Here is a 14,374-nt window from a genome sequence, read left to right as displayed (position 1 = left end):
CGACCGGACATGATATTAAACCCAAATTTTTGATAAATCAGCAACGCCACTCTGGCATTGGTTGGGGCATTGTTCCAGTGAAGGTAGGTTACGAGGGTTGATCGCCTGCATCACTTGCCAGAGTTGCATCGGGTGCTGCCGATTCTAGGTCCGGTGGCAGATGATTGGTAATGAAGGAACTCCAATGAGCTATCCCACCCGAATCAAATTCCATCTGCAAAATTGACGCATTTGGTACTGGAAAGCCTCGCGAAAATCCCAAAAGCCGAGTCATCGCAACGGCATCAATTACCGTTGGGTTAGCCAAAATCTGCCACAGCATTGCTTTGATAAAAAATCCATGTGAAAAGACAACTACAAAACCGGATTGTTGTTGTAACTGGTTTAGGAAAGTTCGGACTCGTTCCATCAGTTGAACCAACGATTCGGCGTTGGTTCCATCGACATATTCAGGGTCGCAGCGGTCCCAGTAAGCTTTGCTCAGAGGTTTGCGAGCCTGGGTTGTGGTTGGTTGGTCGAACTGTAGGCCCAGATAGGTAAATTCCTGAACTTGCCAAACCTCAACGGGTGTATGTGGAAATTTTTCAATCAATGGTTGAGCAGTGAGTTGTGTTCTCAAATAAGGTGAAGTCACAATCAAGTCGGGAGTTTGTTTAACGGCGGTTGGAATACATCTTGATTGTCGATCGCCCAATTCACTTAAGGCATTTTCATGCGGTCCAATAGTTGCCAACCCTGCATTGGATTGACTTTGACCATGACGAATAATCCAAATGGACACAGTTTGATATTCCCTCTCATTTAATGGGTAAAAATCACTTGGCGTTGCTGAATCACGGTAGGAAAATAGATAAGTTGGAAATTCCGAAGATGTTCTGACGCGCTTGTTTCATTATTTTGCAGATTGAGTTGTTCATACCATAAATCCGCAACGCCGATTGTTAAAATTGGCAGGGTTAAATAAATAACTTGAGACGATTCAATTGGTTGATCCGGTTCCTCAATAACTTGTATAAAAAAGTTTAATTAGTCATTAGTTAACAGCGAAAAACTAATAACTAATGACCAATGACTAATTAATCTAAGAAGCCCATTAATGTTGAGCTATCGTCAATTTCGTTTGAGGCAATTGGCCGATTTCCTCCCATTGTGGAGTAAACTTCATCAATGTGAAGAGTGCTGATTGCAATAGGGCGAGCACCGGACATACTGAACATTTCACTGACTTGCATGGCGCTGGAGCCGATCGGGCGATTGCCGATTGTAGCAACCACTTCAAAGTCGCTGGATTCTACCGGGCGATTGCCTACAATGCCGTAGGTTTCGCTGAGGTGCAGGGTGCTAATGCCGATCGGGCGGTTCCCCGACATCGAGACGGTCTCGCTGATGGTAAAATCGTCTGGGCCGACAGGGCGGTTGTCATGCATGAGTTGCGGCCGATAAAGTTGGATTCCTGTTGCTTTGGCATCCGTGGGTGGTGTCGGTTGGCTTTTGGAACTGCCTTTACCGCGACGGGCGATCGCTTTGCCTTTGCTTGTACCTGTACTGCTCGTATCCATAATTCTTTTCCTCGCTTATTTTTGGACGTTGATTGCTGGGTGCGGACAACTGCTTTTCTTGGCTTTCTGCTTGCTATTTCGGCCGATGATTAAAATAATATTACAAAGTCTAACTATTTTTTTAACGAAATTGCCGAATCTCTGCATTTTTGTTAAGATTTATGGGTAATAGCTACATTTTCCTATGGTAACTGCGGCAGCATCTTTTCAATTGCAAGCGCCCTTCCAGCCCACAGGCGACCAACCGCTAGCGATTAAGCAACTCGTCAAAGGCATCGAAGCGGGCGATCGATTTCAAACCTTACTCGGTGCCACAGGTACGGGCAAAACCTTCTCCATTGCCTCGGTGATTGAAAAAGTCGGCAGACCCACCTTAGTCTTAGCACACAACAAAACCCTAGCAGCTCAACTGTGCAACGAACTGCGAAATTTTTTCCCGAACAATGCAGTCGAATACTTTGTCAGTTATTACGACTACTACCAACCTGAAGCATACATCGCAGTCACCGATACTTTCATTGAGAAGACGGCAGCAATTAACGACGAGATCGATATGTTGCGGCACTCAGCCACGCGATCGCTCTTTGAACGCCGCGACGTAATTGTAGTTGCTTCAATTAGCTGCATCTACGGTTTGGGAATGCCCGCAGAATACCTGAAAGCGGCTATTCCTTTGCGAGTAGGAATGGAAGTAAACCAGCGGCAAGTTTTGCGTGATTTAGTTAACGTCCAATACAGCCGCAACGATATAGATTTAGGCCGAGGCAAATTTCGCGTCAAAGGCGATGTTTTGGAAATTGGCCCCGCTTACGAAGATAGAATTATTCGCGTTGAATTCTTCGGTGACGAAATCGATGCCATCCGCTACGTTGACCCCGTAACTGGTAAAATTATCCAAAGTACAACCGCTTTAAATATTTATCCAGCGCGCCACTTTGTCACGGCAGAAGATAAATTAGAGGCAGCTTGCCAAGGGATAGAACTCGAATTAGAAGACCGACTGGTAGAATTTGAAAAACAGGGTAAACTATTAGAAGCTCAGCGGTTGGAACAGCGCACGCGCTACGATTTAGAAATGCTGCGCGAGGTAGGTTACTGCAACGGAGTCGAAAATTATTCGCGACATTTAGCAGGGAGAAATGCGGGGGAACCGCCAGAATGTTTGATAGATTATTTCCCCAAAGATTGGATGTTGGTGATAGATGAATCTCACGTCACAGTGCCGCAAATTAGGGGGATGTACAACGGCGACCAAGCGCGGAAAAGAGTATTGATTGAACATGGTTTTCGCTTGCCCAGCGCGGCAGATAACCGCCCTTTAAAAGCAGAGGAATTCTGGGCAAAAGAGAATCAGTGCATCTTTGTTTCTGCTACGCCTGGGGATTGGGAAATGGAAATATCGGAAGGCAGAGTTGCAGAGCAAGTAATTCGCCCTACCGGAGTAATAGATCCGACTATTTTTGTGCGTCCGACGGAAGGACAAATTGATGATTTGTTGGGGGAAATTAAGGAGAGAGTAAGTCGGGATGAGCGAGTTTTGGTGACGACTTTAACGAAGCGGATGGCGGAAGATTTAACCGAATATTTGCAGGAGAGGGCGATTAAAGTCCGGTATTTGCACTCGGAAATTCAGTCGATTCAACGCATCGAAATTATCCAAGATTTGCAGGAGGGTAAGTTTGATGTATTGATTGGTGTTAACTTGCTGCGGGAAGGTTTGGATTTGCCGGAAGTGTCGCTGGTGGTAATTTTGGATGCGGATAAAGAGGGGTTTTTGCGATCGGGACGTTCGTTGATTCAAACGATTGGAAGGGCGGCGCGGCACGTTCAGGGACAGGCTATTTTGTACGCGGATAATTTGACGGATAGTATGGTTAAGGCGATCGACGAAACGGATCGACGCCGGGGGATTCAGGTAGCGTACAATAAGATGCACGGGATTACGCCACAGCCGATCGCGAAAAAGCGATCGAGTAATGCGATTTTGGCATTTTTGGATGTGTCGCGCAAGCTGAATTCTCAGCAGTTGGAGGAGGTTTACGAACAGGTGAACGAGTTATCTTTGGATGAGATTCCTCAGTTAATCGGGCGCTTGGAAGCGCAGATGAAGGCGGCGGCTAAGAAGTTGGAGTTTGAGGAGGCGGGTAAATTGCGCGATCGGATTAAGCATTTGCGGGATAAGCTATTGGGACATTAAGCTTTTTGGCAGAGAATTGAGGGGAGTTTTTAACCGCAGATGCACGCAGATAAACGCTGATGAAGGGAGAATTTAAAAGCTAAACATGGCTTTTAGTCCATTGGCGATCGGCTGATACTCTTCTGCGGTTAAACTGCCAAGATAGCGCAATACTCGCCGGATATCTACAGCGCGTACTTGATCCAGCAATACTATCGAGTCGGCCGTTAGATTTCCAACTCCTGCCCGAAGACTTGGGTATAAAATTGGATTTTGTGAAGTCCAATCTCCTGATTGTCTGGTAATCGGCACAACAATCACAAGCTCAAAACGTATCATACCTGTGTTGCTTGGCCTCCCCACTACTACAGCAGGGCGAATTCCTTGTTGTTCGTGCAATGCAGGCGTTTGAGGAGGGAAATCAACCAGTAAAATATCGCGGATGGTGAATCTATTAGCCACGCTTATTGCTATACCCTTTCGTCTTCAAGAATAACAGCACCTACTCCCGGTATATAGCGCACGGGTTGACCAAGTTTCATCGGGTCTACATCTCCCCAATCATAGGGAGGAATTTCATTATCGACGAGGTAAAGTTGACGCCAAGGCGATTTTGCCAATGCTTCCTCGGAAATGTCAGGAAAAAATATTAGCACTTCTGCGATGCCGACTGGAAAACCATTGAGTTTGCTCAAGCCATCTATAATGGCGGCTAGGACGGATAAATCTAGATGGTTGAGGTTTTCGGCTTTTTCTATCAGTTGGTATACGGTTTCAGGATTGAGTGTTTCGCCCACAGCTTCGACTAAGTTTTCGGGGGTGAAACCTCGACATTTCAAGTATTCGGCTAGTTGTAAGCGAATTGTACTCATGGGTTTAGTTGAGAAAGATTTTAGGGTGAAGTGCGATCGCCCTTTACCATTGTCCTATTTTTTGGATGGGAAGGGCGATCGAGGTTTCTATGAGATTCCTAGTCTATCCGTAACATCTTCGCGATCGTGACATTATGCAGTTGGATGAACCATCGTTTTCGCAGTAATTTGGCTGACAATCAAGTTCGCGCTTCAAGTCATCTATTTCCTGTCGCTGTTCTTCAATCGTTTCATCCTGTGCTTCTTTTTCCTCAAGCAGACTGCGGTGCGACTCCGCCAAAGCCCGGTGCGACTCCGCCAAAGCGTGGTACGACTTCGCCAAAGCAGAGAGAGCGATCCTAGCCCGCCGAAGGTTGGCAAACAATAGTCCGTCTTGTGGGTTACAGTTGTGGAACATATATTTCAAAGTAGTTGGGTTTACTTGTGTTGGTTTGACCTCTTAACTTCAGACCAACTGAGCTACCTAGCGAAAGCGAGGGCACTGTCTGAATTTGTACTTCAGGCGGGCCTTTTCCGTTTTTAGTGACTGGGTATCCTCATCAATAATTATAGATCAGTGTTTAGACTTGTAGCTAGCATGACTTGACATTTTTTTGATTGTGGGCTATCCTGTTAATAGGAACAGCAAACTGGTTGCCCTACTCTGGGCAAACAGCGCTCCCTATTAGGGATTGAAATATGCTTGCTACAAGTCAAGTTTGCTATTCCAAGCCCTCCTATTTAAACTCCATGTTTTTTAGGAGGGTAAATCCCTATCAGGGAAACTTAATAGAACGTTTACTTTAAAAGTCTTGTTGACCATGATTGGGGCTTTGCGAAACGAGGAAAATAGATTACTCACTTCAGGATAGTACGGGCTCGCTCGCTCCTCTCTCCCATTTCCTCTGCGTCAAGAACAATCGCCCAAAACATCCTCTTTCATTGTGGTACGGGCGTCTCGCCCGTAGATGATTTGTGATACGGGCGTCTCGCCCGTACATCATCTGCAGTTAAAATATCCATGGGTGCGATCGCCTCTTCCCAGCGCTGGGAATGGATGTTAAACAAGGTTAAAATATTAATTGACAACAAAAAGATCGATCGCCCAAAACACCACCAAAACAAACTACTTGCTCAATACCGCAGCATCCGTACTGCTAGCAAAAGCCGGACGAATAAATTCCTCCTTCTCTTCCAGCCTGATGTAACCCTTATCTACAGCTAGCTGCATCACTTCCTGAAGAAAACCTCTGAGCACATCTAATACTTGAGTGCGATCGAATTAAAAATGCTTTTCCTAGCCAGTGATAAGTTGGGCGAAGTGAAACCTAGGGTTCGTTACCTCAACCCAACCTACTAATATCAAATCCGGGTTAAATTTACCCTCTATCTCTTAGTCCGCGCAGGCGGACTTTGTGTGTATAGAAGCGGTTTCAACCGCCGAGACATCTTACGGTGTCGGATTCGGATACTTAGCGTGCACCGCATCGATTTCCGCTATAATCTCCCGATCCAAATTCACCTCCAAACTACCGATATTTTCCTCCAACTGTTCGAGACTTGTTGCACCGATAATTGTGCTAGTTACAAACCAGCGCGATCGCACATACGCCAAAGCCATCTGCGCCGGACTTATCCCATGTTTCCCCGCAATCTCAACATACGCTTTCACCGCATCATTCAGATTAGTTTTATCGTAACGCTGACCAAATCCCGCAAATAAAGCCAACCTTGAATTTTCGGGAATTCCATTCAAGTATTTACCCGTTAACAGCCCAAACCCCAAAGGACTGTAAGCCATCAATCCCACATTCTTAAAACGGCAAGTTTCTGCTAAATTTAGGTGAAATGTCCGATTGCTCAAACTGAAAGCATTCTGAATCGAAACAACTTTCGGCAATCCGTGTTTTTCCGCCAAGGTGCAGAACTCGCAAACTCCCCAAGGCGTCTCGTTACTCAAACCCAAATAGCGGATTTTCCCAGCTTTAATTAAGTCAGCAAATACCTCTAACTGTTCCAAAATCGGTACAGTTTCGTGCTCTTGGGCGATGTCGTAATCCGGCGCGCCAAATAGCGGCACGTAGCGATCGGGCCAGTGGATCTGATACAGGTCAATGTAGTCAGTTTGCAAGCGCTTCAGGCTGTCATTCAGGGCTTTTTCGACATTTGGGCGATCGATCTGATTTTTCCCTTCCCGAATCCACTTTAATCGAGTGCTTCTGCCCGCCACTTTAGTCGCTATAATGACTTTATCCCGCTGCTGTTTCGCCAACCATTCGCCGATATATTCCTCTGTTTTTCCCTGAGTTTCCGCCTTTCCAGGGACAGGATACATTTCTGCCGTATCGATAAAGTTGATTCCTCTATCGATCGCCAAATCGAGCTGTTGGGCCGCTTCTGCAACGGTGTTCTGCTGGCCGTAAGTCATCGTACCCAAACAGATTTCAGATACTGATAAGTCGCTGTCGCCGAGTTTTTTGTATTCCATGATTTCGGTTGCTTTCTGCAAAATTCTCTGCTTCTATATTACAGAAAAAGTTTCATTTAGTTGCTCACTCAAAAAAAACGAGGTGAGGCGCAGCTCTTCTGTAAAAAATATCCATTTTCCCTCTGCTACTCTGCGCCCTCTGCGGTTAAAATATTTTAAAAGCTATCTGCAATAAAATGTTAATATAAATAATTACGCCCCGATAGTTTATGAGTAACCGCCAGCCAAAAGTTCCGTTTGTAAATCTCTCCCTGCAACATCAGCCAATCCAATCCAAAATAGCAGAAGCAATTAGAAAAATTATCCAGGAAGGAGACTTTATTTTAGGTCAAGCCCTCGCGGAATTTGAAACAGCATTTGCTGCAGCTTCTGGAGTAAAATACGGCGTAGGAGTGGCTTGCGGAACTGATGCGATCGCTCTGGGACTCCAAGCTTGTGGTATTAATCCGGGCGACGAAATTATCATACCCGCTAACACTTTTATCGCCACCGCGATCGCCGTCCTCCAAGCCAAAGCTATACCTATTCTTGTAGATTGCGACCCGGAAACCGCCCTGATTGACCTCACAGCAGCCTCCACAGCAGTTACCTCGAAAACTAAAGCAATTATCCCCGTACACCTCTACGGTCAAATGGTATCGCCCGGGCAGCTTTTAGATTTTGCGAACCGCCACAATTTAATCATATTTGAAGATGCCGCCCAAGCGCACTTAGCCCACAGAGAAGGATACCGCGCGGGTTCCTTTGGAAAAGCAGCAGCATTCAGCTTTTATCCCAGCAAAAACCTCGGTTCTTTTGGCGACGGCGGGATGTTAATTACTAACGATGCAGAGCTCGCAGACAAAATGCGAACTCTCCGCAATTACGGAGCACCCAGTAAATATTTGCACACAGAAATCGGTAGCAACAGCCGCCTCGACAATTTGCAAGCCGCCGTGCTCAATGTTAAATTGCCTTATTTAGAAAAATGGAATCGCGATCGCACCGACGCTGCTCAACACTACAATACTCTACTAGCACCATTGAAACACAAAGGCATTGTACCGATCGCCAACCATAGCAGCAGCGGTCACATTTATCACCTGTATGTTATCAAAATTACTGAGGAAAGCTCGTTAGCGAAGCCCTCGAAGAGGATCGACCGCAACACCCTTCAGGAAAAACTCTGCCAACACGGCATTCAAACAGGCATACACTATCCCATACCTTGTCACCTGCAACCCGCCTACCAAAACTTAGGCAATCCGGGCGACTTCCCCCACGCAGAAACCCTGTGCCAACAGATTTTATCATTGCCAATGTATCCCGGATTGAGCAATACTCAGATCGAGCAAGTTGTTCGGGCGATCGTACTATCATTGAATTGCTAATTGTTCATAAAACTTATGCTGCAGGTGATTCAAGCAGTAGGGTGCGGTTCTCACAGCGTTTTTGTGGGGAATTAACAAATCTTTAACTGACAGTTCAAAAGCCCAAAGCGTTGCGAATCCAGCGCGGCAATCTTAAAACTTCTCAAACCATGCACATCCAGCGCAAAATTCGCATTGTTTTCAAGCGATACCTCCTGGCGGAAGGTATCACGGTGCTCCTAGTGCTGCTGTACGCCCCCCTGCTAGTACACTGGTACAACGGCTGGCTCAACAAAAACATCAGCATCGAACACGAATATTTCAGCCACGGACTAATTGGTTTGCCCTACGCAGCTTATATTGCTTGGATGAACCGAAAGTGCTGGCGCAGCTTGCCCAACTCACCGCATCCTTTGGGAGGCTTTTTGCTGGTACTAGCCACGCTTTTTTATCTGAGTCGCTTGAGCGATTTAGTAAATTTATCCCTCCCCGTAATGCTGGCCAGCATTTGCTTATCTTTAAAAGGAATTCCCGGCTTGAAATTGCAGGTGATGCCGCTTTTGTTCGTATTTCTGGCCTCGCCGAACCACATTCCTTACCTCATAGAACCCTACGCCTTGCCCTTACAGCAATTCATTGCTGAAGCATCAGGCTGGATATTAATTAAGATTGGTATCAACGTGAGAGTGGAAGAAATTTATCTGTACGTAAACGAGCGCATTGTAGAAGTTGCTCCCCACTGTGCAGGCTTAAAAATGCTGTTTACCAGTCTTTACGTCAGCTTAATTCTGCTGGATTGGACGGGAGTTTGGAACTCTCGCAAAAAAAGTCTTTTGTTTTTAGTGATTACATCCATTATTAGCATCACTTCCAACATTTTTCGCAATACTTTGCTAACTTACTTTCACGGAACCGGCAGAGAGGCGCTTTTTAATTGGCTACACGCCGGATGGGGCGGAGATTTATATTCTGCTTGTATACTAGGGTTATTGGTACTTCTCCTCAACGGGATGGAAAAGTATTTCCCAAGTCAGTCTGGCAATTAATGAAACAGATGATTTCAGCACAGAAACTAATGCAGCGGTATCAATTATCTAAAATTATGGTACTGGTGTTTTTGCTGGTATTAGTTGGAGCAGTAGCAATTCCCGGCTACGCGACGGGAAGGTGGCCTTGGACAAACCCGCCAACCCTTGCCAACCTCAAGCAATTAAGAAGTGTGCGCCAAAACGGGCTAAAAATTCCTGGGTGGCAGGTTATAGCCGTTCAGAATAACGTCCAAATTGGCGCTCACAGATGGTTAGTTCAAGAAATTAAAAAAGATAAAACAATTGCCATTTTATTGCTGTTACCTCAAAATTACCCCAAAAACCAGCCCCAAGTCGAATGGCTAGATATCGATGGATTTCACCGGTGGCAAACCGATTCTCATCGCACTTTGAGGTTTACAGTTAAATTAGCACCAATACCCGGCCAGCCACCGCCTAATGTCGAGGCGAGGTTTTTCCGAAGCTGGACTCGCCAACAAACTTTTGCTGTCGTGCAATGGTACGCTTGGCCTAACGGGGGTTCTCCAACAACCAGCCGCTGGTTTTGGGAAGATAGTATTGCTAGACTGTCGAACCGCCGCGCCTCTTGGGTTGCTGTCAGTATTATCCTTCCCATTCAACCGCAGGGCGACATTAAGATAGCTCAACCCTTGCTCGAATCTCTCGGTGAAAGTGTTCAGGCTAAATTAATTACAGAAACTTTTCGGTTTGAGTAAGCAGGTAGGTGCAAATAAATCAGCCTAGAGGGTGGGGAGGTTTTGCCAAAATCAACTGATTCCTAGTAAATATCCGGGTTCAACTCGCCCCGAAAATATCTTATTGTTTTTTCTCGTCGCTATATTTAGATGAAACTTACAAGTCAGACCATTATTCAAAATATTACTTTTTTAAATCCTCTGAAAATGCGGCAAAAATCCACTATTAAAAATCGCCTCGCTTTTTACTTGGCAGGCCTGCATTCAACTGCTTGGACTCTATCTTTTGCTGCTGTATTCTGGGGTTTTAATAGCAAAAATTTTTCGGAAACGGCTTTAGCTCAATCTGTTGTTCCTGGTTCCGAGCGCCTCGTGGCGCCACCGCCATTGCGTTTACCGCCACCGCCCCCTGCCAATTTCAACCGGGATATTAACCCAGCTTTTCGGAATCGGCCCTACCGCCTCGGGCCGGGAGACCAGATTTCTGTTCAAGTTCAACGCTTCCCAGAGCTAGGTTTTACGGGTCCAATCAGCCCTGAAGGCGTAATTGTACTGCCGCTAATCGGAACAGTAAATGTGCGTGGTCTTACTGTCGAAGAATCACAGCAGCGCCTCCGGGAGCGCTTTGGCCAATTTATCAAAAATCCTCAAGTCTCGGCTGCTTTGCTGGTTCAGCGCCCCGTAGTGGTGACGGTGACGGGGGAAGTTGCTAGACCGGGTTTTTATCCGCTGCAAACCCCCCAGCTTCCTGCTGCTTTGGCGGCTGCTGCTGGGACTAATCCTACGGCGGAACTGCGGGCGGTGCGGGTGCGGCGGACTCTGCCGGGAGGTGCTGTGGCGGAGCAAGTTGTTGATATTTTGACACCGTTGCAAACTGGTATTGCTCCACCGGATTTGCGTTTGGAAGATGGAGATGCGATCGTCGTACCGTATAAACAGGTTACGCCCGATCGCAAATCCGATCAAGATTTAGCATCCAGGTACAGCCTCGCTGCTGCTGCTGTCCCCGTCCAAATCACTGTCACCGGAGAAGTAAGCAAACCTGGTTTTTACACGCTTCCGGCGGGTTCGGGTCGAATTTCGGCTGCTTTGGTGATTGCGGGGGGAGTCACGGGAAAAGCCGATTTGCGGGAGGTGCGAGTGCGGCGGACGCTGATGAACGGCTCCTCGGTGGAGGAACCAATCGACCTCTACACTCCCCTAGCAAACGGTAACGATTTGTTCGATTTTCCTTTGGCATCGGGAGATGTGATTGTCATCCCGGAATTGGACGCTAGTACCAAAAACCTAGACTACGACAAAGCTCTGGTTTCGCGGTCTACTTTGATTAAGCCCAGGATCTACGTTCGAGTTTTGAGTTACGCTAGTGGTGGTTTGACCTCGTTCTACATAGAAAATGGCAGCAGGTTTTTGGATGCTCTCAACAACTTGCCTGTTAATCTTGCTGACTTGCGGAAAATAGCCCTGATTCGGTTCGACGAAAAGCAAGGTAGAGCAATCAACCGTTCGATAGATGCTAAAGCTGCTTTGGAGGGCAATGTTTCTCAGAACCCGATGCTCGAAGATAATGATGTGATTGTGATTGGTAGGAATTTGGTAGAGCGCATTGGTTATGTAATCAATACTTTTACTCGACCATTCCGGGATACTTTGGGATTTATTCTGTTCTTTGAGCAGTTGAGAAATGGAGTAACAGATTTGTTCGGCCCGTCACGTAATGATAGGTAGTCATACCATTTTAGATTTTAGATTTTAGATTTAAGATGGGGAATGACTTAGGCGATATGGGTTTTAATCACAGACCGAAAGTTCTAAGGTTTTTGGGGGATTTGTAGAATTAGTCAGCAGTCATTAGTTATCGTTAAGAATTAGCAATCTAAAATCTAAAATCGTCATGACTTTATCCGTTGTTAAACGTTATTTAATTGCTTTTGACCAATACAAGTGGGTGGGACTGGCTACTCTCGCGGTGACTGTGGGCGTGTCGGGAGTAGTGGCCATGCAGCCAAAGGCGGCGCCAGTTTACGTTGCCATAGGTACGCTGGCTTACGACAGACCGAGCGTGATTTTTTCATCGACTACTACTAAAATTCAACAGGAAGGACAAGAAATAACTAAAGATATGCTGCTGGATACAAGGGTGGTTGAACCAGCAGCAAAAAAACTCATCAAACCCGAAGGAAAATTAAACAAAGAAGAAGCGGAAAAAGTACAAGCTTTGGCTGACAAGCTGGGAAAAGATGTGCAAATAAAGATGCCCAGTAAGAATAATGACCCCAGCGCTTTGATTCAAATATTGTACAAAAATGCCGATCGTAAACAAGCAGAAGCGGTAGTAAAGACGCTGATGAACGAAATGGTGGAACACAGCAAAAATATTAATACTTCTAGACTGCGAGAAACGATCACCCAAATCAACCAGCGTTTGCCGAAAGTAACTCAGGAACTCAGAGAGACGGAAGCAAAACTTGAAGCCTACGAAAAACGAGAAGGAACTTCAATTTTAGCAGCTCAGAGCGGTGCTTTGCCGCAAGCGATTACCAGCATCCAACAGCAGCAGCGGCAACTCCGCGTGCAGTTGGGAGGAATTGAAGCTCAAATTAACAGTTTGCAGGATCGCTTGGGATTGAATGTGGAGCAAGCTTACGTCGCTCAAGCACTCTCTGCCGATCCAATTATTGCCCAACTGCGAGTGCAATTGTTTTCGATCGAATCTCAGCTCAAAATTCTCCGCAGCGACTTGCAGGAGGAACACCCGAAAATTGTAGAATTGCTTAAACAAAAACTTGCTTTTGAGCAGCAGTTGCAGCAGCGCCAGTCTGAGGTACTCGGCGGTAACGGGGTGGCGGCTCCGCTCAGAAGTGCCGATCGAATTCGGGTAGACTCTTCTTTAGATCCGGCCAGACAGCAGTTAGCTCAAACTTTGATTGCTTTGCAAACGCAGCGGGATACGGTGCAACAGCAACTCCAAGGAATCGAGAAAACTGAACAAGAATTGCGTCGAGAACACGCGACAATCCCCAACAAGCAGTTAGAACAAGCCCGTTTAGCCCAGCAAGTGGCGTTCAAAAAAGCTCTCTACGACAAGATGCTGTCGGCTTTGGTAGATGCTGAGGCGGCGGTAGCTGAGACAACGGGGAGTTTGAGAATCGCCCAATCTCCGCAAACTGATGACGTTGAGTCAAACAAAAGAGGTTTGCACGTGATGCTGGCGGTGGGAGGATTTGTGGGATTGCTGCTGGGCGGCGGGTTGATATTTTTGTTGGGGATGCTCAACGGCAAGTTTTACAGTTGGGAAGAAGTGCGGGCGGCCTTGGTGGAAAAAGAGGTGCCGATACTGGCAGTTTTGCCTGAAGTGACGGTGTTTGATTCTTACGCCGATGAAATGCCTCTGGCCCTGGAGGCAAATTCTCCCTATTTGGAATTTTACGAGCGGTTGCGTACTAATTTGCGCCGGATCGGGAACAAACCGGTGAAGGTGGTGTTGCTGACTTCGGCGGCGCCTTTGGAGGGGAAAAGTTTTAGTGCTTACAATTTGGCAATTGCATCGGCTCGATCGGGTAAACGGACTTTGCTAATTGAAGCAGATTTGCGATCGCCTTCTAACGTTGAATCTTTGAAAATTGCTGCTGATCCTCTGGCGACGGTGGAACCTTTGCACTATTACGGCAATATTAGCGAGTGCGTCCTTTTGGTTCCAGAGGTAGAGAACCTATACGTCGTGCCGAGTCCCGGCTTTTTGCGACAGGCCTCCGCCGTACTAGAATCAAGCGAAATGCGGAGATTGTTTGAGGATGTTCGCAACCGCTTTGATTTTGTGGTTGTGGATTCTCCGGCATTGAGCGAGTGCAACGACGCGCTGACGCTGGAACCGTACACGGACGGTATGATTTTGGTGGCGCGGCCTGGTTACACTTTGTCTAGTATGTTGTCTGAGGCTGCAGATCAGTTGCTGGAATCTGAGGATGACGAGTCGCATAAATCTGGGCCGCGGCTGTTGGGAGCGATTATTAACGGTGCTGATATTCCGGTGAAGTTCCGCAATGATATTGATATTGATGAATGGGAGTTGCCTGTGAGTGCGATCGGCGATCGGGCGATCGAAGTGCGATCGAGGCAATTACCGCAGCACTCAAAACCTAAAAATAAGGCTATTAATAGTAAATTGAGCTAATTTATGTGGCTTGATTCTTGTAAACCAATCCTC

The 14,374-nt window shown here is 46.5% G+C and carries 14 protein-coding genes; 6 read left to right on the top strand and 8 right to left on the bottom strand.

Annotation, left to right across the window (positions count from 1 at the left end):
• Positions 1 to 88: 88 nt before the first annotated feature.
• On the bottom strand, positions 89 to 781 hold the full coding sequence (locus tag QUA07_RS23480) for a histidine phosphatase family protein (RefSeq protein WP_333329875.1): 693 nt from the start codon (positions 779 to 781) through the stop codon (positions 89 to 91).
• 295 nt (positions 782 to 1,076) lie between these two features.
• Positions 1,077 to 1,559, bottom strand: a complete 483-nt coding sequence (locus QUA07_RS23475; protein ID WP_333329871.1) for a hypothetical protein — start codon at positions 1,557 to 1,559, stop codon at positions 1,077 to 1,079.
• A 184-nt stretch (positions 1,560 to 1,743) separates the two neighbouring features.
• Between QUA07_RS23475 and uvrB the strand changes: the two genes are divergently transcribed.
• Positions 1,744 to 3,756 (top strand): excinuclease ABC subunit UvrB, encoded by a 2,013-nt coding sequence (uvrB, locus tag QUA07_RS23470; RefSeq protein ID WP_333329868.1) that lies wholly within the window; start codon positions 1,744 to 1,746, stop codon positions 3,754 to 3,756.
• 72 nt (positions 3,757 to 3,828) lie between these two features.
• On the opposite strand, the gene QUA07_RS23465 is transcribed toward uvrB, so the two are convergent.
• The 6 genes from QUA07_RS23465 to QUA07_RS23440 all read right to left on the bottom strand — a co-directional run bounded on the left by QUA07_RS23465 (position 3,829) and on the right by QUA07_RS23440 (position 7,095).
• Positions 3,829 to 4,197, bottom strand: coding sequence for a type II toxin-antitoxin system PemK/MazF family toxin (locus QUA07_RS23465; RefSeq protein ID WP_333329865.1), 369 nt, complete (start codon positions 4,195 to 4,197; stop codon positions 3,829 to 3,831).
• An 8-nt stretch (positions 4,198 to 4,205) separates the two neighbouring features.
• A complete protein-coding gene (locus tag QUA07_RS23460) occupies positions 4,206 to 4,607 on the bottom strand; it encodes a hypothetical protein (RefSeq protein WP_194064236.1) in 402 nt (133 codons plus the stop codon).
• A gap of 103 nt (positions 4,608 to 4,710) precedes the next feature.
• Positions 4,711 to 5,004, bottom strand: a complete 294-nt coding sequence (locus QUA07_RS23455) for a hypothetical protein (RefSeq protein WP_333329862.1) — start codon at positions 5,002 to 5,004, stop codon at positions 4,711 to 4,713.
• A gap of 521 nt (positions 5,005 to 5,525) precedes the next feature.
• Positions 5,526 to 5,654, bottom strand: coding sequence for a hypothetical protein (locus tag QUA07_RS23450; RefSeq protein ID WP_333329859.1), 129 nt, complete (start codon positions 5,652 to 5,654; stop codon positions 5,526 to 5,528).
• A gap of 58 nt (positions 5,655 to 5,712) precedes the next feature.
• Positions 5,713 to 5,844, bottom strand: coding sequence for a hypothetical protein (locus tag QUA07_RS23445; protein WP_333329856.1), 132 nt, complete (start codon positions 5,842 to 5,844; stop codon positions 5,713 to 5,715).
• A 192-nt stretch (positions 5,845 to 6,036) separates the two neighbouring features.
• Entirely contained in the window at positions 6,037 to 7,095 is a 1,059-nt protein-coding gene (locus QUA07_RS23440; protein ID WP_333329853.1) for an NADP(H)-dependent aldo-keto reductase, read from the bottom strand.
• Between the two features lie 188 nt (positions 7,096 to 7,283).
• On the opposite strand from QUA07_RS23440, the gene QUA07_RS23435 reads away from it, so the two are divergent.
• From QUA07_RS23435 to QUA07_RS23415, 5 genes are all read left to right on the top strand, one after another.
• Entirely contained in the window at positions 7,284 to 8,444 is a 1,161-nt protein-coding gene (locus QUA07_RS23435; RefSeq protein ID WP_333329850.1) for a DegT/DnrJ/EryC1/StrS family aminotransferase, read from the top strand.
• Positions 8,445 to 8,593: 149 nt separating this feature from the next.
• Positions 8,594 to 9,469, top strand: coding sequence for a cyanoexosortase B (crtB, locus tag QUA07_RS23430; protein ID WP_333329847.1), 876 nt, complete (start codon positions 8,594 to 8,596; stop codon positions 9,467 to 9,469).
• The gene (locus QUA07_RS23425; protein WP_333329844.1) at positions 9,469 to 10,188 is read left to right on the top strand and encodes a cyanoexosortase B system-associated protein; all 720 of its coding nucleotides are present in this window, start codon (positions 9,469 to 9,471) and stop codon (positions 10,186 to 10,188) included. Before crtB ends, QUA07_RS23425 begins: the two co-directional genes overlap by 1 nt.
• Positions 10,189 to 10,317: 129 nt before the next feature.
• Positions 10,318 to 11,895 (top strand): polysaccharide biosynthesis/export family protein, encoded by a 1,578-nt coding sequence (locus QUA07_RS23420; RefSeq protein WP_333085514.1) that lies wholly within the window; start codon positions 10,318 to 10,320, stop codon positions 11,893 to 11,895.
• A 166-nt stretch (positions 11,896 to 12,061) separates the two neighbouring features.
• Positions 12,062 to 14,341, top strand: a complete 2,280-nt coding sequence (locus QUA07_RS23415; protein ID WP_333329841.1) for a lipopolysaccharide biosynthesis — start codon at positions 12,062 to 12,064, stop codon at positions 14,339 to 14,341.
• Positions 14,342 to 14,374 lie beyond the last annotated feature (33 nt).

Source organism: Microcoleus sp. T3_A4, from assembly GCF_036700465.1.
In the GTDB taxonomy this organism is placed as follows: domain Bacteria; phylum Cyanobacteriota; class Cyanobacteriia; order Cyanobacteriales; family Microcoleaceae; genus Microcoleus.
This window is presented reverse-complemented; position numbering and strand designations above follow the sequence as displayed.